Origin of the sequence: Nostoc sp. 2RC (assembly GCF_014222165.1) — a bacterium.
GTDB classification, from domain to species: domain Bacteria; phylum Cyanobacteriota; class Cyanobacteriia; order Cyanobacteriales; family Nostocaceae; genus Nostoc; species Nostoc linckia.
On sequence record NZ_JACKZU010000042.1, the window covers coordinates 1 to 24,828 of the forward strand.

At 39.7% G+C, this 24,828-nt stretch carries 24 protein-coding genes; 16 read left to right on the forward strand and 8 right to left on the reverse strand.

The features are described 5' to 3' along the window. Positions 1–144: 144 nt before the first annotated feature. From GNE10_RS07360 to GNE10_RS07370, 3 genes are read left to right on the forward strand one after another with little or no spacing between them, the layout of a single operon-like run. Positions 145–2,406, forward strand: coding sequence for an ATP-binding protein (locus GNE10_RS07360; RefSeq protein WP_185564297.1), 2,262 nt, complete (start codon positions 145–147; stop codon positions 2,404–2,406). Positions 2,407–2,410: 4 nt separating this feature from the next. After that, entirely contained in the window at positions 2,411–2,866 is a 456-nt protein-coding gene (locus GNE10_RS07365) for a response regulator (RefSeq protein ID WP_185564298.1), read from the forward strand. Positions 2,867–2,868: 2 nt separating this feature from the next. After that, complete coding sequence (locus tag GNE10_RS07370) at positions 2,869–5,946, forward strand: PAS domain S-box protein (RefSeq protein ID WP_185564299.1); 3,078 nt, start codon at positions 2,869–2,871, stop codon at positions 5,944–5,946. 633 nt (positions 5,947–6,579) lie between these two features. Here GNE10_RS07370 and guaA read toward each other — a convergent pair. The 5 genes from guaA to GNE10_RS07395 all read right to left on the reverse strand — a co-directional run bounded on the left by guaA (position 6,580) and on the right by GNE10_RS07395 (position 11,948). Beyond that, positions 6,580–8,202 (reverse strand): glutamine-hydrolyzing GMP synthase, encoded by a 1,623-nt coding sequence (gene guaA / locus GNE10_RS07375; RefSeq protein ID WP_185564300.1) that lies wholly within the window; start codon positions 8,200–8,202, stop codon positions 6,580–6,582. A gap of 231 nt (positions 8,203–8,433) precedes the next feature. Continuing rightward, positions 8,434–9,606, reverse strand: a complete 1,173-nt coding sequence (gene cbiD / locus GNE10_RS07380) for a cobalt-precorrin-5B (C(1))-methyltransferase CbiD (protein WP_185564301.1) — start codon at positions 9,604–9,606, stop codon at positions 8,434–8,436. 201 nt (positions 9,607–9,807) lie between these two features. Next, positions 9,808–10,104, reverse strand: coding sequence for a hypothetical protein (locus GNE10_RS07385; RefSeq protein WP_099068297.1), 297 nt, complete (start codon positions 10,102–10,104; stop codon positions 9,808–9,810). Positions 10,105–10,150: 46 nt separating this feature from the next. Next, the gene (locus tag GNE10_RS07390; protein WP_185564302.1) at positions 10,151–10,747 is read right to left on the reverse strand and encodes a DUF3177 family protein; all 597 of its coding nucleotides are present in this window, start codon (positions 10,745–10,747) and stop codon (positions 10,151–10,153) included. A gap of 955 nt (positions 10,748–11,702) precedes the next feature. After that, positions 11,703–11,948, reverse strand: coding sequence for a Calvin cycle protein CP12 (locus tag GNE10_RS07395; RefSeq protein ID WP_099068299.1), 246 nt, complete (start codon positions 11,946–11,948; stop codon positions 11,703–11,705). Between the two features lie 374 nt (positions 11,949–12,322). On the opposite strand from GNE10_RS07395, the gene GNE10_RS07400 reads away from it, so the two are divergent. Next, on the forward strand, positions 12,323–13,558 hold the full coding sequence (locus GNE10_RS07400) for an FIST N-terminal domain-containing protein (RefSeq protein ID WP_185564303.1): 1,236 nt from the start codon (positions 12,323–12,325) through the stop codon (positions 13,556–13,558). 10 nt (positions 13,559–13,568) lie between these two features. Here GNE10_RS07400 and GNE10_RS07405 read toward each other — a convergent pair whose 3' ends face one another. Beyond that, a complete protein-coding gene (locus GNE10_RS07405) occupies positions 13,569–14,696 on the reverse strand; it encodes a metallophosphoesterase (RefSeq protein ID WP_185564304.1) in 1,128 nt (375 codons plus the stop codon). Between the two features lie 212 nt (positions 14,697–14,908). Further along, positions 14,909–15,055 carry a hypothetical protein gene (locus tag GNE10_RS07410; RefSeq protein ID WP_185564305.1) on the reverse strand — a complete coding sequence of 49 codons (147 nt, stop codon included), beginning with the start codon at positions 15,053–15,055 and terminating at the stop codon, positions 14,909–14,911. A 160-nt stretch (positions 15,056–15,215) separates the two neighbouring features. On the opposite strand from GNE10_RS07410, the gene trmB reads away from it, so the two are divergent. The 12 genes from trmB to GNE10_RS07470 all read left to right on the forward strand — a co-directional run bounded on the left by trmB (position 15,216) and on the right by GNE10_RS07470 (position 23,695). Continuing rightward, on the forward strand, positions 15,216–15,872 hold the full coding sequence (gene trmB / locus GNE10_RS07415; protein WP_185564306.1) for a tRNA (guanosine(46)-N7)-methyltransferase TrmB: 657 nt from the start codon (positions 15,216–15,218) through the stop codon (positions 15,870–15,872). Between the two features lie 444 nt (positions 15,873–16,316). Next, a complete protein-coding gene (locus tag GNE10_RS07420) occupies positions 16,317–17,513 on the forward strand; it encodes an aminoglycoside phosphotransferase family protein (protein WP_185564307.1) in 1,197 nt (398 codons plus the stop codon). A 465-nt stretch (positions 17,514–17,978) separates the two neighbouring features. Then, complete coding sequence (locus GNE10_RS07425; protein WP_099068303.1) at positions 17,979–18,164, forward strand: hypothetical protein; 186 nt, start codon at positions 17,979–17,981, stop codon at positions 18,162–18,164. 91 nt (positions 18,165–18,255) lie between these two features. After that, positions 18,256–18,441 carry a hypothetical protein gene (locus GNE10_RS07430; RefSeq protein WP_099068304.1) on the forward strand — a complete coding sequence of 62 codons (186 nt, stop codon included), beginning with the start codon at positions 18,256–18,258 and terminating at the stop codon, positions 18,439–18,441. A gap of 92 nt (positions 18,442–18,533) precedes the next feature. After that, a complete protein-coding gene (locus GNE10_RS07435; RefSeq protein WP_180267630.1) occupies positions 18,534–18,701 on the forward strand; it encodes a hypothetical protein in 168 nt (55 codons plus the stop codon). Positions 18,702–18,744: 43 nt separating this feature from the next. Beyond that, complete coding sequence (locus GNE10_RS07440) at positions 18,745–18,933, forward strand: hypothetical protein (protein WP_185564318.1); 189 nt, start codon at positions 18,745–18,747, stop codon at positions 18,931–18,933. 265 nt (positions 18,934–19,198) lie between these two features. After that, positions 19,199–19,375, forward strand: coding sequence for a bacteriocin (locus GNE10_RS07445; RefSeq protein WP_143861645.1), 177 nt, complete (start codon positions 19,199–19,201; stop codon positions 19,373–19,375). A gap of 59 nt (positions 19,376–19,434) precedes the next feature. After that, on the forward strand, positions 19,435–19,605 hold the full coding sequence (locus GNE10_RS07450) for a bacteriocin (RefSeq protein WP_185564308.1): 171 nt from the start codon (positions 19,435–19,437) through the stop codon (positions 19,603–19,605). A gap of 109 nt (positions 19,606–19,714) precedes the next feature. Beyond that, the gene (locus GNE10_RS07455) at positions 19,715–20,836 is read left to right on the forward strand and encodes a T3SS effector HopA1 family protein (RefSeq protein WP_185564317.1); all 1,122 of its coding nucleotides are present in this window, start codon (positions 19,715–19,717) and stop codon (positions 20,834–20,836) included. After that, positions 20,836–21,846, forward strand: coding sequence for an aldo/keto reductase (locus GNE10_RS07460; RefSeq protein ID WP_185564309.1), 1,011 nt, complete (start codon positions 20,836–20,838; stop codon positions 21,844–21,846). The genes GNE10_RS07455 and GNE10_RS07460 overlap by 1 nt, the downstream gene beginning before the upstream one ends. A gap of 5 nt (positions 21,847–21,851) precedes the next feature. Continuing rightward, the gene (locus tag GNE10_RS07465) at positions 21,852–22,658 is read left to right on the forward strand and encodes a peptidylprolyl isomerase (protein ID WP_185564310.1); all 807 of its coding nucleotides are present in this window, start codon (positions 21,852–21,854) and stop codon (positions 22,656–22,658) included. Positions 22,659–22,747: 89 nt separating this feature from the next. Further along, complete coding sequence (locus tag GNE10_RS07470; RefSeq protein ID WP_221642760.1) at positions 22,748–23,695, forward strand: CPBP family intramembrane glutamic endopeptidase; 948 nt, start codon at positions 22,748–22,750, stop codon at positions 23,693–23,695. Positions 23,696–24,028: 333 nt separating this feature from the next. Here GNE10_RS07470 and GNE10_RS07475 read toward each other — a convergent pair whose 3' ends face one another. After that, entirely contained in the window at positions 24,029–24,775 is a 747-nt protein-coding gene (locus GNE10_RS07475; protein ID WP_185564312.1) for a peptidylprolyl isomerase, read from the reverse strand. Positions 24,776–24,828 lie beyond the last annotated feature (53 nt).

Here is a 24,828-nt window from a genome sequence, read left to right on the forward strand (position 1 = left end):
GAATATTTGCTGCAAATAATTTTATAATAAATTTAAATTGTATTTCTGAAGATAGATTAAATCAAAAAATTCACAACTCAATTCCACACTATTGTTCGGCTGAGGTAAATTTCTCAGACGCTAGTCATTCATTGGTACTAAAACGTGAACAATAACGATATTCGCATTCCCTTTGAAGTTGACCTGACTAACTGCGATCGCGAACCAATTCACATTCCTGGCTATATTCAACCTCATGGACTTCTTTTAGCCTTAAAAGAACCAGAATTAACTATTCTCCAGTGCAGCAATAATACTTATTCTTTAATTGGCATCAACCCAGAACAATTACTAAATCAACCTTTAAGTAATTTTTGGGAATCCGAACAAATAAATTTTTTGCAGGATTGTTTATATGAAAAAGATTTACAATTGGTCAATCCTCTAGAAATTAGCATGAAAATTGGAACAGAGGATTTACATTACGATGCTATTATTCATCGGAGCAATCAAATTTTAATTCTCGAATTAGAACCAAGATTTTTAAAAAAGACTAATGGATTTTTTAAATTCTACCATTCAGTAAAACAGGCTATATCTAAATTACAAGTAGCATCAGGCGTTATAGAACTCAGCCAAATTCTTGCTCAGGAAGTCAAAAAAATCACTGGTTTTGAACGAGTGATGGTTTATCGTTTTGATGAAGATTGGAATGGCGTTGTGATTGCCGAACAAAAGCCAGAATATCTGACTTCTTATTTAGGATTACACTATCCAGCTTCCGATATTCCCGTACAAGCTAGGGAACTCTACAGCCAAAATTGGTTGAGATTAATACCGAATGCTTACTATCAACCAGCAGCAATTTTACCTACAAATAATCCTTTAACTGGGCAGCCTTTAGATTTAAGTAAGTCGGTTTTGCGGAGCGTTTCGCCTTTACACGTTGAGTATATGCATAATATGGGTGTAACGGCATCAATGTCAATTTCCATTATTAAAAACCAAAAATTATGGGGACTAATTGCTTGCCATCACCAATCGCCTAAATATGTTCCCTACGAAATTCGTAATGCCTGTGAATTTTTAGGACAAATTACCTCTGTAGAACTGAGTGCAAAAGAAGATAATGAAGATAGCGAGTATAAAATTAAATTGAAATCAGTTCATAGTAAGTTAGTCGAGTACATGTCCGCAGAAAAAAATTTTCTTGAAGGTTTAATTCAGTATCAACCGAATTTACTAAATCTTGTCAATGCCCAAGGAGCAGTGGTTTCTTTTGATAAAGAATACTTGACAATTGGTAACACTCCAGAAAAAGCAGATATTCAAAATTTAATTGAATGGATAGATCGCAACATCCAAGCAGAAATTTTTTACACTGACTCCCTATCAAAAATTTATCCAGAGGCAGAAAAATTCCGGGATGTAGCTAGTGGCTTCATGGCACTTTCATTTTCCAAAGTCCACAAAAACTATGTTTTGTGGTTTCGTCCAGAGGTAGTGCAGACTGTGAATTGGGGAGGTAATCCACATAAAGCCGTGGAAGTAACTGGAAATGGAAATTTGCGTCTATCACCCAGGAAATCCTTTGAGTTATGGAAAGAAACGGTACGCTTAAAATCTTTGAGTTGGAAAACTTGTGAAGTGAATGCAGCACTGGAGTTGAGGAGCGCTATTATTGGTGTGGTGTTGCGAAAAGCAGATGAATTAGCGCAGTTAAATATCGAATTAAAACGTAGTAATAATGAATTAGATGCCTTTGCTTACATTGCTTCCCATGATTTGAAAGAACCACTGCGCGGTATTCATAATTATTCCAATTTTTTGATTGAAGATTACGGCGAAATTCTCAACGAAGAAGGTCGAGAAAAATTAAAAACTTTGATTCGTTTGACTCAGCGGATGGAAGATTTAATTGATTCGCTGCTACACTTTTCTCGCTTGGGAAGAGTGGATCTTTCTATGCAGCACACTGATATTAATGGTGTTGTACAGCGAAATTTAGATTTGTTGAGTGCCCGAATTGAGGAGATGAAGGTAGAAATTCGGATTCCTCGACCGTTACCAACAGTGTATTGCGATCGCGTCCAAGTAGGCGAAGTCTTCAATAATCTAATTGCCAACGCCATTAAATACAACGACAAACCCGAAAAATGGATTGAAATTGGCTATATTGAAGCTGCTGCACCTACACCAGCGATATTTTACGTCCGAGATAACGGCATTGGCATTCGAGAAAAACACTTTGAGGCAATTTTCCGCATCTTTAAACGGCTACACGGGCCAAGCAAATATGGTGGCGGTACAGGGGCGGGATTGACCATTACGAAAAAAATTGTGGAGCGACATGGCGGTAAAATCTGGGTGGAGTCAACCTACGGCGAAGGTAGTACATTTTATTTCACGTTATCAGCAGGAGACTGAATTCATGGTTGGCAAAACCGCCCAAGCTTTGCTGGTGATTGAAGACAGCGACGAAGACTTTGAAGCCTTATGTCGAGTCATGCGCCGACAAGCTGTGATTAATCCGATTTTTCGCTGCACTGATGGCGATGAAGCACTGGACTTTCTTTACCACACAGGCGCTTACACTGATTCTCAAAAGTTCCCTTCTCCCTCAATTATTTTGCTCGACCTGAATTTACCAGGAACCGATGGCCGAGAAGTTTTAGAGCAAATCAAGAAAGATAGAAATCTCAAAAATATTCCGGTGGTTGTATTTACCACCTCTTCTAACCCCAAAGATATTGAAGTATGCTATCGATATTGCATTGCTAGTTATATCCTAAAACCAATCGACATTAACAGATTGGTACAAACTATTCAAAGTTTCATAACTTATTGGTTAGATATTGTCATTCTCCCTGATACTCTTAGCAAGTAGTGATGGTGCAACCGCTAACCATTCTTATCATTGATGATTCTCCTGAAGACCGACAGGTTTATCGTCGCTATCTCCTGCAAGACCAAGAACACAGCTACACAATTCTCGAAGCAGAATTGGGAGAAGAGGCATTGGCATTATGTCAACAGTTGCAACCTGAGGGCATATTATTAGATTTTTTGTTGCCAGACATGGATGGACTGGAATTTCTGGCGGAATTACAGCAACATGCAAAGGTAACTATGCCAGCTGTAATTATGTTAACAGGATATGGCAACGAATCCGTAGCTGTCCAGGCGATGAAAAGTGGCGTGCAAGATTATCTCATCAAGGGACAGACAACCGCAGAACGTTTGCGTTCTACTGTCTACTCAGCAATTAAAAATACTCGGTTACGCCAGCAACTACAACGCAGCGAGGAACGTTTTCGCACTTCTGTGGAAAATATGCTCGATTGTTTTGGCATTTACTCAGCTATTCGCAACGATAAAGGTGAAATACTTGATTTTGATGTTGATTATGTCAATGCCGCAGCTTGTGAATTTACCGGGATGAACAACGAAGAACAACTGGGCAAAGGACTGTGTGAAATTCTGCCGAATTTTCGAGCCAATGACTTATTTGATGACTGTTGCCAAGTTATAGAAACCGGTAATCCTTTGGCGAAAGAATCACTCATCTACACTTCAAATTTTGATAGTAACCAGTTAGTAGCCAAAACCATCGATATTCGCATCACCAAAATGGGAGATGGGTTTGTTGCTTCTTGGCGGGATGTCACTGAGAAATACCAAGCACAAGAACGACTGCGCTCAAGTCAGGAGTTCATCGAACGCATTGCGGAAACTACTCCTGGGATTTTGTATGTTTACGACTTAGTGAAACAACAAAATATTTACATTAATAGTCAAGTTAGTAAATTGCTTGGCTACACTCCAGAGCAAATTCAACAAATGGGAACACAGTTTTTACCCAAGATGATGCATCCTGAGGATTTCGCTCGATTTCCTTGTTTATTCCAACAACTTGGTTTAACTGAAGATAACAAGATTGTGGAAAATGAATATCGGATGCGACACGCCAATGGAGAATGGCGTTGGTTTTTTAGTAGAGATACGATATTCACGAGAAATTCTGATGGTTCCCCACACCAAATTATCGGTACAACCTTTGATATTACAGAACGCAAGCAAACCGAGGAACAGCTACGTTTGAGCAACGAGCGTTTTCAACTAGCAACAGCGGCGGTTAATTGCCTTATTTATGACTGGGATGTCATCAACGATAGAATTGAAAGAACTGAAGGAGTAACTAAAATTTTGGGTTACTCTTTAAAGGAAATACCAAAAACCCATCAATGGTGGAAAGAGCAAATTCATCCCGAAGATAGAGAGCGTTTAATCGCTGAACTCCAAAGTATCATCTGTACTAATCAAAATCATTATACAGTTGAGTATCGGGCACGACACAAAGACCAGAAATATCGATATGTGTTGGATCGGGGATTAATTACAAGGGATGCTAATGGCCGGGTAATTAGGGCAGTGGGTAGTACCACAGATATTAGCCAACGCAAACTTGCCGAAGTCGCTTTGCAAAAAAGTGAAGCTAAGTTTCGGCGTATTGTCGAGTCTAATATAGTTGGTATTTATTTCGGTGACTTCAGCGGCCGAGTCTATGAAGCAAACGACGCTTTTTTAGAAACCTTTGGTTACAGTCGCGAAGATTTGGCAGACGGAATCATCCACTGGAATTTCATGACACCTCCAGAATATCAAACCCTCGACCAACAAAAAATTCAAGAACTGCAAGTTTCTGGTGTTTGCACTCCTTTTGAGAAGGAATATCTTCACAAAAATGGCACTCGGATTCCAGTTTTACTAGGAATTGCCAGGATAGAAAGTACAAAGGACAATGGTTATAGCGTCTGTTTCGTTCTCGACCTCACCCAAAGCAAACGCACTGAACTTGCACTGCGTCAAAGCGAAGAACGCTACCGCTACTTATCCAATGCTATGCCACAGCTTGTCTGGATCTGCAATCCTCAAGGCCAATGCGAACATGTCAACGAACGCTGGTATGAATTTACTGGGCAACGGACTCAAGAGGCGATGGATTTTGGTTGGACAAAAGTTATTCATCCAGATGACATCGCAGCAGCTATGGAAGAATGGACTCAAGCTTTGGAAACAGGGGAACTTTACCAACAGGAAATCCGCTATCAAAAACGCGATGGTAACTATTCCTGGCATTTAGTCAGAGGTGTGCCCATCAAGGACGAACAAGGAACTATCATCAAGTGGTTTGGCACAAGTACGGATATTGACGATCGCAAACACTTAGAAGCCGAACGCAACCAATTTTTGCAACTTGAGCAAGCCGCCCGCGCCCAAGCTGAAGCTGCTAACCGCGCCAAAGATGAGTTTGTGGCAATGGTTTCCCACGATTTACGCTCTCCACTCAATGCCATTCTCGGCTGGGTACAACTGTTGCAGACTCGGAAATTTGATGAAGCCCACCTCACTAAAACTCTAGCAACCATCGAACGCAATGCCAGGTCTCAAGAAAAACTCTTGGAAGATTTGCTAAACATCTCTCGTATCCTCCAAGGCAAACTACAGCTTGAGGTCAGCCAAATTAATCTGGCGGTAATTGTCAGCGCTGCAATTGAAACTGCTTACCCATCGGCAAATGCCAAAAATATTCGCTTAGAGTCCAAAATTGACAGGTCAATTTTACCAATTTCGGCCGATATCAATCGTTTACTGCAAGTTATCGGTAATTTACTCGCCAATGCCATTAAATTCACCCCCTCAGGGGGAAAAGTAGAAATTAGTTTGTTTCGCAATGGCTCTCATGCCCAAATCTCAGTCAGCGATACAGGCATCGGCATTAGCCCAGAGTTTCTGCCCTATGTTTTTGAACGCTATCATCAAGGACATTCCACTCACAAACAAGGTGGCTTAGGACTGGGTTTAGCCATCGCTCGTCATCTTGTAGAATTACATGGCGGCTCTATTGAAGTTGCTAGTCCTGGCCTTGGACAAGGAGCTACCTTTTCCATCCAATTGCCGTTATAAAAATTAAAAATTAATTACTTGAACTTGGCATTAATCAAAATAGTTATAGCAGTAGCCAATAATAACCAAGAATTTTATAATATCAGAAAAGCTTGTAATTAGCCAACTCCTAAAAGCAAGAAAATTCGTTATTTTATTGAGAATAATTAGCGTAAAATTAACATAGATTCATCAAAATCATAATTTTTGTGAATTTTCGGTAGTAGATTCACAAGTAAAAATCCAATCTATTAAATCTATTTTGTACTAAAGATTTTTTCACTTAAATTGGTTAATCAAAACAACTGAGCCAGACATATAAGACATATATAGGAATCGTATTTGATTGGGTGAAAATAACTCTGTACACCTATATTTTCTGAAACCCACCTGACTACGCAAATCATTTCAGATATCAAACCGTATTCCTATATCTATGTCTTGATGGATTAGGAATGCTGAAATGGCGTGAAAACAGGAATAATTTCAGAACTGAATATTTTGTCAACCTCTGAAAAATTAAAAAATGATCGAAAAATTTGAATTGAATTTAATTCATAAATTAATATAGCAATCCCAAATAATTTGTGAAGTATTACGTGTTAGGATTGTTGACTGTTGACCTTTGAGAGTCAACAGTCATTGAGAGTTCTTCTATTCCCACTCAATGGTTCCAGGCGGCTTGGAGGTGATGTCGTAAACTACTCGATTTACCCCTTTGACTTCATTCACAATGCGAGTCGAAATCACTTCTAGTACATCGTAAGGCACTCTTGCCCAATCAGCAGTCATACCATCTTCACTAGTGACAATCCGTAAAACAATGGGATAAGCGTAGGTACGTTGGTCTCCCATAACGCCCACACTCCGAATTGGCAGCAATACTGCAAATGCTTGCCAGTAACTATGATACAAGCCGCGTTGGTTAATTTCTTGCCGCACAATTAAATCGGCATCGCGCAAAATATTTAAGCGTTCGGCGGTGACTTCACCCAGAATACGAATTGCCAAACCAGGGCCGGGAAATGGTTGGCGTTGGACAATTTCTTCTGGTAAACCAATGGAACGTCCTACTTTACGGACTTCATCTTTGAAGAGTTTCCGCAGTGGTTCCACTAATTTAAATCTTAAGTCTTTGGGCAAACCACCAACGTTGTGATGGCTCTTAATTTTCACTGCTACCCGTTCGCCAGTTTGGGGATCGACGTTGGTATCAGCCGATTCGATGACATCTGGATACAGAGTTCCTTGAGCTAGATAATCAAAGTGACCGAGACGTTTGGATGTTTCTTCAAAGACGCGAATGAATTCGTGACCAATGCGGCGACGTTTTTCTTCGGGATCTGTAACGCCAGCAATGGTGGCTAAAAAGCGATCGCGAGCATTGACATATTCTACAGGAATATGAAACTGTTCTTGAAAAAGCTTCACCAATCGCTCTGGCTCGTACTTCCGCATAAAGCCTTGGTCGATAAACACACAAGTCAGTTGGTCGCCGATGGCTTTATATAACAAGAAGGCTAAAGTCGAAGAATCCACACCGCCAGACAATGCCAACAATACCCGCTTTTGACCAACTCTGGCGCGAATTTCCCGAATTGCTTCTTCCACAAAAGCCGCTGTTGTCCAAGTGGGTTCGCAATCGCAAATATGGTAGACAAAATTCCGAATTAATGCTATGCCACCAACTGAATGTACCACCTCTGGATGAAATTGCACGCCGTAAAGTTTCCTTTTGTGGTCGGCAATGGCAGCGCAGGGGGTATTTTCTGTGTGTGCCAGCAATTCAAACCCAGGTGGCATTTCGGTAACTGAGTCTTGGTGACTCATCCACATGGTGGTACCATCTTCAACATTAGTAAGCAAATCTGTGGGATCGTCTATATGTAATGATGCTTTGCCATATTCGCCCCGGTCAGCCTTTGCTACTTCCCCACCGAGTTGATTCACCATCAGCTGCATCCCATAGCAAACACCCAAGATGGGTATGCCCAAATTCCAGATTTCTGGGTCGCAATGGGGAGCATTCTCGCCATAAACTGAACTCGGCCCGCCAGAGAGAATGATTCCCTTTGGATTGAGTTGGCGCAAATGTGCAGGACTAGTGCGATAAGACAAAACTTCAGAGTATACTTGAGTCTCGCGGATGCGACGGGCAATCAGCTCGGAATATTGAGAGCCGAAGTCCAAAATCACAATCAATTGGCGATTCAGCTGCCCAAGGTTTTCTAATATTTCGGCAGCTTGTTCTGTTGGTAGAGTCACCGCTGTGTTCATGACGGGGAGAGTTATGTCTGTGAAGGATAAATTGATGCCCTGTAATCTATAGCTTGATGCTATTATTCAGCCTGGGCAGGCTGATAATGGTATAAGATACGTTGACAAACGCACTTTTATATGCGTTTGTCTGTTTCCGGAGTCGGCGATGGTATTAGAAGGATAAACTTACCCGAAATAGATTACTTAAAAGATTATTTATGTGAATTGTTTACGATTATTCATAATAAGTTAACATAATTTTCCCATTAACAGACCAGCTGTTTTACTCTTCACGATAATTTTGCGATCGCGATCGAAGAGCATCGAACCACACACTGTAACTGGTGTACCTCTTTGGCTATGGCTTTGGATGTATTCTTGGCAACGCACATCGATAGTTTCGGCGATGGCGCTGTAAACTTGGTTTACCCAATGGCTACCTGTGGACGTGTCTAGGGATCGCAAGTATTTTAATGCGGCTTCAGCAGTAGGGCTGTCAAACACAGCTTGGATATCCGATGATTTTAAACCAGCGATGGCACAGTGGGCTGCTAAAATTTCCCTGCGTCCATCAGCTAAGTGGTGGTGGGTGTGAAAAATTCCTCCCGCTAACTTCATCAGTTTTCCGTGATAGCCAAATAATAGGATTTCTTGCACACCCAGTGCATCAGCTTCTACTAGCATTGGCCCAAGCCAGTTAGCAGTTTTCACCAATTGTTCGGGATTAATCCCTAGTTTACGTGCTAAATCTAGACCATTCTCGCCGATACAAAATACCAAACTTGCAAAACCACTGGCTTTATTTTGTAACTCTGCCCGAAAAGCTGCAAGTTGGTCTGGCGTACTCAAAGGTTGGGAAATACCGGTTGTGCCTAAAAGGGAAAGCCCTTCAACCACACCGAAAGCAGAATTGGAAGTTCTAACAGCAAGCGATCGCCCTTCGGGTAAAATAATCGTCACCGTGATTTTTTCACCTGGTGTCAAAATTCGTTGTAAATTTTCTTGCAACAACCTTTGAGCATAAGCATAAATAGCCGGTCTATCGTCAGCATTCGCTTGTTTGCCAATGCCTTCCCCCCCCTTAATAATTACCGCCTCTTCCACCGCAGACGCAAATACTAATTTCTTGGCGTCCCCGCGTCCCTGTGTCCCCGCGTCCCCGCGTCCTCTCCATTCCACCATTGCCCAAATAGGTGTATTTCTGGTCAAATCAAGATTATCACCAGGGTCGCTGCGGGTAATTGCTAAAGCACTATTTTCAGATAGTCCAGCTACCTGTTCAATTGGAATTTCTGCGATTTGGTTTGGTTCAATGAGATCTATCGATGCTATGGTTGATGATTGGCGATCGCGTAACCAGTGTAAAGCTGCAACCGCCGCAGCGCAGGCAAATACGGGAAGTGTGTATCCAGAACGGGACATTTTATAAATTCAACTTGACGCGATTTGCTCAAATGTAGTCTGGATATTAGTCTGCTGCTACACTAACACCAAAATACTTTCTACTCCACTATCTCCAAATTCACTGATTATACCAAAGTTATTTTGCAGAATTTGGACAATTTTAGAAGTTGGGCTGTTGCCAATACGGAGATAGATAAATTTAGGTGGATTAGCTATTAGTTAGACTCCCACCTCTGATAATAGAAATTCCATCGCTTCCCAAGAAACTCCTTGTTGAATATAACGAGGGGCTTCAGGATTGTAAGGACTGGCCAGTCGGTCAATATTGAGAATAATTGCTTCATCTGGCAGAACCGGGACATCTAAATCGAATGCTGTTGGCTGCATCAAAGAACTAGAAAAACCTTTGAAAATTGCAATTGTATCTTCCTCGCCAGCAATTTCTACCGTTACCAATAAGACTTCTTGGGGGCGTTTAGTGGTGTATTGTTCGAGTCGTTTGCCAATGGAATTCATGTTTTGCAGTTGAAATTTGCAATTTTGCATTGAACCACAACAACAATTATTGAGGTGTAGCTGTGCGTCCCTGCTTGCCTAGCTTAATCAAAACAAAATAGCTTAAGTACAGCACATAAATGACTAAAGTAGTTATGCCGAGAAAACCTAAAAATCCAGCTTTGCTATTAGCATGAAAATATTCTTTGAACAGTAACGGAGCCTCGAACCAGACGCGACAATAGGGTGTTTTGAGCGCACTGGTAGAAAAAGCACAATTTAAAAAAAGCGTAGAAGCCACTGCCCCTAAAAGACAATAAACACTTACCGCCCAGCGCCAAGAAGTAAAAATTAACTTTAAAAATCCAGTGGTTTGATACTCAATTTCATCGTTGAGATCCACCCAAAACCATAGCGAAATTGGTATCAAAATCTGAGCCATTAATGCAGAAATAAAGCTCACTGGATACTCGGCAATCATCAGATAAACTGTGATTACTAATAAGCTTGATACTCGCCAGTATATTGTTAATAAGCGTTGTATGCCTTCTGCCTTTTGCACAAATGCCCAAATCAGGATAATTAGGGGAATAATTACCAGAAATAATACTGCCAATCGATAATCAATCCAGACAAAAGGGCGAAACCAAATGTTATAATCCATATTTTTTTCAAATGATAATTACAAGGAGAATGTAGACTTCAGAATCGAGAATTAACAGTATGGAAGATTGAAATCAGGCATTAAGAAGCAAGTAGTAGAAATTTCTAAATTACCTAAATGGTGTGCAAATTGGCATGATAAATTCTTCAAGTCAATCAACTCCGACATACTTCTAAGCTATTAACTATAGCAATTCTATACCTGTTCTCAAAAGAGGCAACGTGTTACAGGAGAGTCTCCATTGTAGTGACTGCCATCACGAAGATGTAAAAACAAAAAATTTACGTCTGATGTGAATTATCCTCGCCCGTCCGGGGCGGGCTAGAAGCCATTAGCGTCAACTTAAGCTCAAACTCTCGCCCCACAATCATTTTACCCCACCCCTTGGGGAGGTTTTGCGCCAGCAAAGCCAGGGTGGGGTAACGCGAAGCATGATGGTAAGTTAGTGAATTCAAAATCGCGTTTTTACAAAGGTTTCACGTTAAATTGACACCAATGGCTACAAGCCCACCCCACAAGAAGTTTTATTGCAACATTTAAGACTTGCCACGCCAGTAGGGGCGCACAAATGCACACATTGGCGTCAACTTAACGCGAAACGGACGGTTAGAAACCGCGTCTACAGAGGCAAAATCCGCCTGCACGGGTTAAATTCTCTTAGTCCACGCAGGCGGACTTTATTTGTGTAGTAGCGAATTCTATTCGCCAGGGCTTAAGTTTACACCTATGCACCAATGCACGCCCCTACAAGCAGTCAATTTGTTACATTTTTATTGTGTGTAAAAACTTACTTATTAATAAATCTGGGGTTACTTGCTAACTAAACAAAAAATTTCTTGGTCTTAATTTGCATGGAACTTTAAGTAAAAAATATTTCGTTACTAATGTTAACTGTTAACCGTTGATGGTTAACAGTCAACGTTCTAGAGCAGAAGAATTTATTTTTTAAAGTTCCCTAGTCGTCATAAACCCGACATTCAATTGCTTCTGGGTTATCATCGCAATATTGTTCTAGGGAATTTTTCGGCTTGTTTTGGCGTTGGTGAGAAGCTTCGGCTTGCAATTCTTCTACTGCATCCCAAGCAGCAGCACACTCTGGTGAGTTGCTACCGTTGATATCACAGACAGAACGCGCTTGTTCCACTTCTTTTTGGATTTGTTCTTGAATGCCGTTTGTTGCTGTTTCTTGAATGTTTGTCATTGTTTTAGTCTCGTTGTGTGTTGTTAGTACTAGTATAGAAAAACTTCAAAAATGACAGTTTTTGGTTTTATTACTAACTATTCTAACCATTTAGCTGATAATTAAGTTAGGGTTTGAGTCTATTGATTTTTCATCAATACAGCAGTCAGTGACATTTATAATACATTCACCTTTATTTTTTAAGATTTTATGGAATCAGTACTACAGATAGACAATCATACAATATATTTAGATGCATGTATTAGGGAATGACAACCCTGGTTTGCTGGGATGGTGAATACAAACAACAGGGGACAGCTCTTGTAGGATGCAATTCTTCCCAAAATGAAAAATCAAAAACTACTAGCCTAAAAACCAAAAGAAGCTCAAAACTCATGGCAGACCAAATGCAGTGGGCAAACGCCCTATCAACCCATCATTCATTGGAAGCAGCAGTCGCAGATGTGGTACAACGGGCTGTCTCATCGTTAACAGCACCTGCGGATTTAGGGCTGGTATTCATTTCGTCTGCTTTTACAAGTGAGTATTCTCGATTATTACCTTTGTTGGCTGAGAAACTTGCTGTGCCGGTGTTAATTGGCTGTAGCGGTGGTGGTGTAATTGGAACAACGATTACTGGAGAAACGCAAGAACTAGAAGCTGAACCAGCTATCAGTTTGACTTTAGCGCACCTTCCAGGGGTGCAGGTGCGGTTATTTCATGTTATTGCTGAAGAACTACCGGACTTAGATAGTTCCCCAGATGCTTGGCTTGATTTGGTTGGTGTACCAGCATCACCCACACCCCAGTTCATTTTGCTTTCGAGTTCCTTTGCCTCTGGAATCAATGATTTGTTGCAGGGGCTGGATTTTGCTTATCCAGGATCGGTAATAGTGGGGGGACAAGCTAGTGGTGGGGGTATGGGTGGTCGTGTTGCTTTATTTTGTAAGGATGACTATGGCGATTTGGGTCAAAGATTGTATCGTGAGGGAACAATTGGCATAGCTTTGACTGGAAATATTGTTTTGGAAACGATTGTCGCCCAAGGATGCAGGCCCATTGGCAAACCGTTGCAAGTCACCAAAGCCGATCGCAATATCATTCTAGAGTTAGATGAACAAGTACCTTTAATAGTGTTGAGAGATTTGATTGCCAGTCTCAGCGAACAAGAACGGACTTTAGCACAGCACTCTTTGTTCGTGGGTGTGGCAATGGATGAATTTAAGCTAGCTTTACAACAGGGAGACTTTTTAATTCGCGGTATTCTTGGTGTAGATCCTACAGCAGGAGCGATCGCAATTGGCGATCGCGTTCGTCCCGGTCAAAGACTGCAATTCCACCTCCGCGACGCCCAAGCCTCCGCCGAAGATTTAGAATTACTCCTCCAAAGCTATCAAGACCAACGCAACACCGAACCCTCTGCCGTAGCTGCTTTAATGTTTGCCTGCTTGGGAAGAGGTGAAGGACTATATGGTAAACCCAATTTTGATTCCGAACTTTTTCGGCGCTACATCAAAGATATTCCCGTAGGCGGCTTTTTCTGCGGCGGTGAAATCGGCCCTGTTGGCGGCAGAACCTTCCTACACGCCTATACTTCAGCGTTTGGAATTTGTCGGCAAAATCAGTCCTAACTCCTCACTTTTAACTCCTGTCTAGCAAAAGTGTGCTGTTATTATCAATCATAGTTAGGGTTCCACCGGCGGCTATGCCTGGGTTGGGATGTGATGCGCCGTAAGTTTGAATGTAGTGGCGTACTTCTTGTGGGAAATGCGGGTAGTCTAAAACGGCATCGCCGTCGGCAATGGTGGCCCAGAAATCACGTAGGCTGGGAGCTAATTCTTTGGCCTGTGATAATGGTAAGTTTAAGGGAGAGTTGGTTAGTAGTTTGATTAAAAAGGGGAAAGAGCGATCGCCCATCCACTGCCTTGATAAGTGCTGTAAGTCTGGAAAATCGGGTACTGATTCTACTCTATGGGATAAAATTTGCAACCATTCTCTACCTTGGCGATCGCGACGAAATTCTAGCACCCGATAAGGATGAGGATAGCTAACTAAAGAGCCTGTGGTAATATCGTATACTCCTCGATCGTAAGCAACATCCTGGACGTGCAAATGCCCGGTAAACACTAACTTGACTCCGTAGCGCCTGAGTAACTGCAATAATTCTGCTGAATTCGCCAGCATATAGCGATTTGCCAGTGGGTGACGCGATTGATTGGGTAAATGCTCAACCACATTATGATGCACCATCACTAAAATTAATTCATCACTGGATGCTGCTAGCACTTCTTCTAACCAGCGTAGCTGTTGGCTATCCAAACGTCCCACTTGCTCGCCTTGGTCGTTAAAAGAGTTAGAATTCAGTCCAATCAGCTTGACTCCAGGTAGCAACTCACGAATGTAGTAAATCTGTCGCGGATCTTCATAGCCACACTTGGTGTAAAAGTAGGGAAAATCCGCAAAAGCAATTGATTGCTCATTGGCCAACACTACGGGAACATCATGATTGCCAGGAACAACATAGGCGGGAAAAGGTAGCTTAGCTAAGCGCTGTTGCAACCAAGCGTGATTTTCTCTTTCGCCGTGCTGGGTTAAATCTCCTGGCAACAACAGAAAATCTAAATCGAGTTGTGTTAAATGTTCTAGTACACTTTCAAAAGCCGAGATGCTGACTTCCACCAGATGAAACCGACTAGGATGATTCCAGATTGTGTGGGGAAGTGCTAGGTGTAAGTCACTGACGATCGCAAAGCGAAAATTGAGAGTCATCGATTTAGGAAAATGTTAAAAGAAGGAGCTAAAACAAGTCTTTTTTAAAAAGTATAACCCTTACTTTATATTCCTGCTCAGCAGTGCGTTCATTTAACATTTGTACACATTGAGCATCGATTACACGCTATAGTAACAATTGACTTTAAAACCTATCAGATGCATTCAATTCGGAAAAATCAAAAAAATATGAACAAAATAGAATTCAGGAGTCAAGACTCAGAATTCGGAATGAATTTTAAATTAATGGTCGATGTAGCTTGCTTTTTCATAGCAGTATAAACGGTTTTAATATCCATCACATCTAGGATTTGATGGTCTTCAATCAGCGATAAATTCAGAACCTCCACTAATTGCATTCTAACTTCTGAATTCTGAGTTCTGAATTCTGAGTTCTGAGTTCTGAATTCTGAGTTCTGAATTCTGAGTTCTGAATTCTGAGTTCTGAGTTCTGAATTCTGAATTCTGAGTTCTGAATTCTTCTTCAAGACTAAAAATTACGAATGAGGAGAGTAAATTTTGGCAGCAGTCCGAGTCCGCCAGCATGTGAACCCACTTGCCCAAAAGTATCAAACACCAGTAAGTCCTCTTGAGTGGGAAAAAGTTTATGCCAAGCCAAATCAATCTCTACATTTAGATATTGGCTGTGCTAAAGGACTGTTTTTGTTGAATATGGCCAAGATAGAACCAAACTGGAATTTTCTCGGCTTAGAAATTCGGGAACCGCTGGTGGTGGAGGCCAATAAGTTACGTTCTCAGTTAGCTTTAACAAATTTGCATTACTTATTTTGCAATGTCAATAATTCCTTGAAATCGCTTTTATCTTCATTACCTCCAGGAAGTTTGCAACGGGTGACAATTCAATTTCCCGATCCTTGGTTTAAAACCCGCCATGCGAAACGTCGTGTAGTCCAACCCGAACTAGTGGCAGAATTAGCTAATTATCTGGCGGTTGGGGGAGTTGTATTTCTGCAATCCGATATGGAATTTGTGGCTGTGGAAATGCGCGATCGCTTTGCCCTTCACCCAGCTTATCAGCAAGTCGGTACAGAAGAATGGCTAGCCGCAAACCCCCTACCAGTAGCCACAGAGCGAGAAATATATACTCAAAATAAGGGCGAACCTGTTTACCGCGCTTTGTTTATCAGGCGAGACACTGGGAATCAACAACAATAACAGCGCCATCTCCAGACAAAAAAGTTTTTAGGGCATAAATGTTTTAGTTGCTGTTCAAAATTTGAATTGCAGCGTAGGCGTAGCCAGCCGTAGGCATCGCTTCTGTCTTGAATAGCAACGAAAATTTACCTTGTCCCCCCAATCCCCATACGGTTCGGGAAAAGGGGGAAGGGGAAAGGGGGAAGGGGAAAGGGGGAAGGGGAAAGGTTTCAAATACATCTAAATCCCCTTACCCCTTAACCTTTTCCCAGACCACAAGGGAAGTTCATACTGCTTATCCGAACCGTATTGCTTTCACTGGGACATAAAAGTTTTAGTTTTGGCGAAGGAAACATTTTCATAATGGAGTCTATAATCTTCCTTTTGCCTAAAATCATAGAAGACAAAAGATTTCTTTTACTGAAAACTCTACTGTTTAAGCTTAGTACTCATATTTGATAGCGTATGACATTTATATTGAACTCCAACAATGTTTTTGATTATTTAGTTGAGCGTGACTTATTGACTCAATCACAGCAATCTCTGACGAATATTGAGGTTGTACCTGCAAAAAACTTTAATTTATTAATCACCCTGTCAGACGGTGATAAGCTTCTTGTGAAGCAAGAACGACACAACCATGATGGAAAAACAGCAGGCGAGTTTTTAGATGAGTGGCGAATTCAAGAGTTATTACAAAAATTTCCCGAACTGAATTACACAAAACCATTTTTGCCCGAAGTACTTCATTTTGATAGAGAAAATTCGGTTATTGTCTTTAAATACCTAGATAATTATCGCGATTTAAACGATTTCTATATGAAGGGAAATATATTCCCTCCCACAATCGCAGCAGCAATTGGTAGTTGTATTGCAAAAATTCATCGCGAAACCTTCAATTCCCAAAAATATCAGGATTTCTTCTCTCAAAATGCCGATAATATCAAATCCGATTTGGTATTGCTCTTGATTCGCAAATTGGAGCATATCGGCCCCGAAATTTTTGGTTTAGTACCTGCTGATGGATTGAAATTTTTTGCACTGTATCAGCGATATGATAGCTTGGGACAAGCACTCAGAGAATTGAGTACAGCTTTTGCACCGCGATGCTTAACGCACAACGACCTCAAACTCAACAACATTTTATTGCATCAAGATTGGGAGCAGTCATTCCCTGAAGCCGAAGTATCAACAAACGGTATTGTACGGCTAATTGATTGGGAGCGATCGTCTTGGGGAGATCCAGCTTTTGATTTAGGAAGTATTATCGCTAGTTATCTGCAAATTTGGCTCAATAGCTTAATTGTTAGTAAAGAGATGACCATCGATGAATCTCTGCGCCTAGCTACCACTCCCCTAGAATCCCTGCAACCTTCTATTTATGCTTTGATTAGCGCTTATTTAGAGTCCTTTCCAGAAATTTTGGTTCACTATCCTGATTTTATTCAGCGAGTTGTGCAATTTTCTGGCTTGGCATTAATTCAAGCAATTCAGTCCATAATTCAGTATCAAAAATCCTTCGGCAATATGGGTATTTCTATGCTTCAAGTTGCCAAAAGTTTGTTGTGTCGTCCAGAGCAATCTATTCCTACCGTTTTTGGCACAACAGCAGCAGAACTAACCCGCTTAAGTAGCTCTCGGACTGAAGTATTATCTAACTAATTAACTATAGAAATCCTATTTCATTTGTGAACAATATCGCTGTTGATTGTTGACCGTTCACAGTTGACTGTCAACGCTTAACAGTAAATTAACTTATCTAAAAAATCATTTTTTGGTGTGAAAATCCTTGCATCTGAGGTGAAATGACAGTCATGTTATTTCACCTTTTTTATGTATATGTCCTATGTAGATTCTCCTTGTCTCCCATCTAGTACCTACTCCCTATTTTTAAAGTAGGTTTATTTTATTGACTTAAAATAACCAGAGTTGAGTTGCATGTGAAAACGTGCAGCATAGATTTTTTTAGTTCGCAAACTATAAAAAGCAAAGATGACAAAAAAGATGTATTAAAGGAATAAAAACTAATTATTTATTCTAGCTAACCTATTAATTCCTATGCCAATATTTAGACATGAACTAAAAAGTTCATCACTCAATTTACTTTATTCAACTAGGAAAAATTTCATGGCTACAATCAAAATTCACGATTTAAGTCCTGCTGGTTCCGAATTATTTCAAGATTCTGAAAGCTTTTTGAATGAGCTAACAGATGCAGAACTAGGAGTACATGGCGGTTTGAGAGCAGAATCAGTCAGTGTTACTGTTAGTGTTACTTTGACAGTTACTTACTCTTGGTCTTGGACTTGGTAATTTTTTAGTTTTACTTGCAAGACAGTCATATTTATTGCAGTTGTCTTTTTTCTTCGTAATTCACACATTATTTTTTTGAGGATGAAAACTTATGGCTACTATCAAAATTCATGACTTAAGCCCCGCTGGTTCCGACCTATTTCAAGATTCTGAAAGCTTTCTCAATGAATTAACAGATGAAGAATTGGGAGTACATGGTGGTCGAGCATTAGCATCAGTAAGTATTAGCGTTACTGTGACAGTTACTTACTCTTGGACTTGGACTTGGGCTTTGTAATTTTTTAATTTTGCTTACAAGACAGTTCTGCCCAGCAGTACTGTCTTTTTTTGTTCGTAATTCACACATTATTTTTTTGAGGTTCAAAATCGATGGCTACTATCAAAATTCATGACTTAAATCCCGCTGGTTCCGAACTATTTCAAGATTCTGAAAGCTTTCTCAATGAACTAACAGATGCAGAACTGGGGCTACAAGGAGGCTTGAAAACACAATCGTTTACCTATTGTTGGCCGATTACTTGGACTATTCTTTTGTAACTTTTTGTTCATAATTCACACAATCTTTTGAGGATGACAACTAATGGCTACTATCAAAATCAATAACTTAAGTCCAGTTGGTTCTGAACTGTTTCAAGATTCTGAAAGCTTTCTCAATGAACTAACAGATACAGAACTAGCAACACGTGGTGGTCTGTTATCAATTACTTTGCCTTTAACTCCAACGTTGAGTTGGACTTTGACTTATACTGTTACTGCTGTGGCTGCGTAATTTTTTAGTTTTACCTCAAAGACAGTTCTGGAAAACAGAACTGTCTTTTTTTGTTTCTATGTTTAAACAGATAATTTGGTAAGGGCGGATTTTTGTAGTTCGATAGGATAAATCAGCTAAAGAAAACATGACATAAAAGTTTTAGTTGTGCCCGAAAAAGCATTGTTTTTTGGTTGTTTTACCCAAAGCAGTATGCCAATATTTAAACATGAACTAAAAAGTTCATCATTCATTTAAAGTTAGTCAAATAGGAGATTAACTAATCATGGCTAATATCAAATTGCATGATTTAAGTCCGGCTGGTTCTGAATTATTTGAAGATTCTGAAAGTTTTCTCAATGAACTCAATACTGAAGAATTAACCCACGTTAATGGAGGATTGTTATCAATCACTATCACGATTACAATCACGATTACAGTCACTCTTGCTAAGGCTGCTTAACAAGATATAAATTCATCCTTCAATTCACTCACTTTATTCAACTAGGAAATTAACTCATCATGGCTAATATCAAATTGCACGACTTAAGTCCTGCTGGTTCCGAACTATTTGAAGATTCTGAAAGCTTCCTCAATGAATTAAATGCTGAAGAATTAAATAACGTCAACGGCGGATTGCTGGGAATTACACTAACTATAACTATTACTATTACAATCACTATTACTTTGTAATATTCAAAGTTATATAGTAGCTTTTCTCAGCATGAGTAACAGTGCTTTATCCAGCACTGTTATTCCTAAAAAAATAGTAAATTCTGTCTATTTATTAACTAAGTTATCAATGATTGCTGAATTATTAGAAATTAGCCAAAATCAATCACCACAAGCAGATCGACGACTGTGGGATGCTTTAGAAGACATCGTTAATAATGTAGAAATCGAGTCTGATTTTTGCATTCGTCACCCAAATTATAAGCCTTTGGATTTGCCAGAGGAGGTGATAGTTCGTTTCAGAAAGATGTCTAAGGATGTTCAAAATAGATACTCGAATTTGCAGTTACGGAGTTTTCTTTATGGAATTTATTACAATGGTTCTCTACAAACAACTCTGGCGCTTGATGGAGATTCATCGAATCTGCATTTACACCAAGATTTAGAAAATAACTCTTTCTTAGGGGTAGACTTGGCGTTTTACGATCGCTTACACAACAACAATACTGGTGAAGGTTACTTTGACGCCAATTGGTCTGTGGTGAAACAAGTCAACGATGATACCTTAATGGTCACCAAGGGCGGTTTAAATTTATATATTAAGCGCGATTACCACTTACAACCAGCCGAACAATCTGCGGTGGTAGGTGACATAGTTGCCATTCGGCTGCCTAAAAATCGAGTGCAAAATGGATTTTATTTGGCAGTTGGTAATGCTGGCCCCCAAACTATCGGCAATCCCAATCAGCAGCCACAAACTGTACGCATTTATTTTAATTTGAGTCCGGATGGTGCGGTTGCTCTTATGGGTAGTCTAACGCAGCAACTCAACGAAATTAATATTCCTTTCACATTTAAAGCACTATACAATCCTGCGGACTACGGTCGCTATGACTCAGCAGTACTTTACTTTGAGAAAAGCTACTACGAAGCAGTTCGATTAGTTTTACAAAGTGTTTATACAGAAAAGCGATCGCACTTTAATCCAGAAGTACCATTATTCACAAAATTACTCATGCCAGGACTAAGTTTGGCAGAAGAACCAAACCAGAGATTTGCAGCCCAAGAAAGTTTTGGTACTAATCGCTGTCAAATTATTGCTAATGGATTGCTACAAGCCAGTCAACAGGGAAAAAACTCTCCCGAAGAACGGATGAAAGCTATTCTCGAAAACTTTTCTCTTCTGGGAATTGAATTACACCGTTCTTATCTGAATGCCAACTCTGAAGACATCTACACACCGTTAAACTAATGCAAATACTCGACCTTGCGCCGCCAAAAGTAGCAACTTCCAACGAAGTTAATTTCAGCAATAAATTTCCCGAATCAGATTTGCCATTCTACCGCAAACTTGGACGAACTGATTTAACTGTTAGCGCTCTCGGATTGGGAGGTGGGGGCAAAATCTCCAGTGAAGATACCCTTTACGCCTTCGACCAAGGAGTTAACTTCTTTTTTTACTCTAGCGATTTGCACCACTATCTCTACAGCCACATGTCTGAAGGACTGCGAAAATTGTGTGGTCGTGGCTCATCAGTGCGAGAAAAAGTAGTATTGGCAACGGTGAGTTATATTAAAAATCCAGATGCGGCAATGGCAGCCATCATCGACCAATTTGTAGACCTGAGAATGGACTATATTGATGTCTTCTTTTGGGGCTGGATTGGCACTACTGATGAGCCAATGTTTGAGAAATGCTTAGACCGTTCCAACGATTTAAGAGGCGCTGGTAGCATTTATGAACGAATCGTTGAAAGAATGTTTGGTGTTTCCGAACGTCTGAAAAAAATGGGGGCTGTTCGTTATATTGGTGCTTCCTTTCACGACTTAGATTTAGCTAACAAATGGCTGAATAATTCTTTAATAGATGTGGCGATGGTGAGACATAATGTTGCTCACCGTACTGCTCAAAAATCAGTATTCAACAATTTGCAAGCAGAAGATCCGCAGCGATCGGGTATTGTCACCTTTAAGTCTGCGGGAATGCACGGGCCCCTGTGGCATCCTCCTGCTGGTTTGCCAGAAAAATGTTGGGTGCCTTCAGTTCCCGATTTATACCGCTATTCTTTGAGCCAAAACTGTGTAGATGTCTGCTTGATGGGTTCAGAAAAACGGGAACATATAGATGCAGCGATCGCAGGTATTCAAAAAGGTAAACTTACCGCAGAAGAAATAGAGTATCTCAATGTTTATGGTGACTTACATCGTCATCGTTTTCAATCCCAAAATATTCCTACAGATAAATTAATTTACAGAGGTTAATAATCATGACAGAAAATATAGCTACACCAAGAATATCTAGCGGCGAAAACCTTTTAGCAACACTGAAACTGCCAGAAATTTCACTCGCAACAAACGAACAAATATTAGACCATCTCCGCCATTCACATAAAATTGGTGCTGTTGCTGCTGATGCCGAACAAGAAATCTTGATTTTGCGCCTCTGCGAACAACTAGAAATTACAGTTTCTGATGAAGAATTGCAAGCCGCAGGAGATACCTTTCGCCAAGACCACAAATTATTAACAACTTCAGAAACTTTGGCATGGCTAGCACAGCAGCGCTTAAAAGTAGAAGAATGGTCTGAAAGTATTAAAGTGGCACTGCTAACACAAAAGTTAAAAGAACGTTTATTTGGCTCAACTATAGATACTCAATATCTAGTCGATCCTTATATTTTTAAACGCGTTGCTTTATCCCAAATTCTCGTAGTCGATTTAACAGAAGCGTTAAAAATAGTCAAAACATTGCAAGAAGATAAAGCTGCTTTTTGCAGTTTGGCACTACAATATTCAAAAGGTAAGCAGTCGAAACAAAATGGCGGTTTTGTAGGTATTCGTTTTGTTTCAGAACTCATGCCAGAACTAGGACAAGCCATTGCAGAAGCAAAAGATGGTGATGTGATTGGCCCAATTCAAACCAAATTAGGTTATCACATTCTCAAAATTGAAAAATGGTTTTCCCATGAATTTAGAGAAGTTAAAGAACAAGTATTAGAATTCCTTCTCCAAACATGGATCAAGAGTCAAACCCATTCTGATGCTGATAGTCTGTCAACAGTAAAAAATAATTAAAAATCACATAAATTTCCTGGATATTTATATTCAATATCCAGGAAATTTTAGACATAATATCTATACAATGTAATCATCAAGCTATGTCAATGCGTCATCAATCTAGACATCAGTACCTCAAACTCAGGTATATCGGTGAATTTATGAAAAGACATTTCAAAAAAGTTTGGCTCTTTCTGGGGCTAACTTTTTTCTTTAATTATTTGTTAGTGATTCTCTACCTAGCCTTAGGTGGTAAATGGGTCGTACCTGGTTCGCTGATAGTAACTACGGCTTATATGTTTATTCCGATGATTGTTACTGTAGTTATCCAGAAGTTAATTTACCACGAACCATTGCAAAAACCATTGGGTATTTCTTTTAAATTCAATTGGTGGTTTTTAGTAGCATGGTTATTGGCACCAACTATAGCATTTACTACCTTTGGAGTTAGTTTACTTTTTCCTGGAGTTGAATATTCTCCAGAAATGGCAGGGCTATTTGCACAACTAGAAACAGTGCTTTTTCCAGAAAAATTGCAGCAGGTAAAAACTCAAATTGCAGCTTTGCCAATTCCCCTAATTTGGATTAGCTTAGTACAGGGTTTAATAGCAGGTACAACCATCAATGCTGTTGCAGCCTTTGGTGAAGAATTAGGTTGGAGGGGGTTGCTGCAAAAAGAACTTAATCATCTAGGATTCTGGAAGTCCTCAGTTATTATCGGTTTGATTTGGGGTATATGGCACGCCCCCTTAATTATCCAAGGACATAACTATCCTCAACACCCATTTTTAGGTGTTTTAATGATGACAATTTTTACTCTATTGTTATCACCAATTTTTAGTTATATCAGACTAAAATCCCAATCTGTAATTGCTACGTCTATTTTACATGGAACTTTGAATGCCACAGCAGGATTGTCTATCTTAGCAATCAAAGGGGGTAACGATTTAACAGTTGGTGTTACAGGATTAGCTGGTTTTCTAGTTCTAATAGCTGTAAATATCGGTCTATTTATTTATGAATATGCCAGTTCTAAAAAGTCATTTATAAAATAAAATTCAACAAATAAATTATCTAACTTTGTGGACTGGACAAAATTGCCAGCCCACAATAATTAATTGGATATTTTATTATTTATAAGTCAATACAGTCCAGTTAAAGCTAAAACTCTTTGCCAAAGTCAATTTTTTTAACAAACCGCAAAGTACGCAAAGAGAAGAAAGAAATACTTAACCCAAGCGTATTGATTTATAAGTCTATACAGTTGAGTTCAGTCTTTCTTCCTTTCTTTTATTTCTGTCTCTTCTCTCTGCGTTCTCTGTGTCTCTATGGTTCGTAAAAAAGACTTTAGCAAACCGACCATATTAATTGATTAATCCCTAAAACCCTTATTTTTCTGGAGTAAAAACAGGGAAAAATTCAAATTTTTCAATTTGTGAATTTAACCAAGCAGTAAATAAATCTGTCAGAATTTGACGAGATAGCTTATTATCTAACTCTGGTTGAATGATTTCCTCAACTAATATTAAATGTATTCCCTTAGAAGTTACAATGGGTTTGAGGAGTTGAGGAGGTTTAGCAGCAAACACCGCAGCAGAAATTTCTGGCTTCAAATCTTTACGGTACAATTTCCCACGATAACCTAATTTCCGCCGTAATTCTTTATCTTCAATGTATTTGTGAGCCACCTCATAAAAAGTAATTTCACCTTCCTGGATGGCATAAAACAGTTCTAAAGATAAATCTTCATCATCTAAAATAACTTCATAAATCAAGACAGTGGCATAATCTAGTTGATGTTCAAAGAAATACTGTTCGACTTTATCACCAAACAGATGAGCCGCTAATTTTCCAGAGATGACAGTGTTGTAGACTAATTCTTCAAAATTATCCAGAGATAAACTATGTTTTTCTAGCCACGCCCAAGTATCGTCAGCATTATTCAGCTTTTGAGCTAATCTGATTTGGTCTGCTGTTTGCTGAAGTTCTTCGGTTTCGACTTTGATACCTGCTTTATCTACAGCATCTTTGATAATTTGGAGAGTGATAATATCTTCAATTATCTCAGGAATTTTGCAGGATAATTTTACCTGATTGAGAATATCTTCGGAAGTAATTGTTAGAGGTTGTGACATAAGACGCTCCTAAATAAGAAAATTAAATTTAGCAAGAGAATAATCATTTGAGA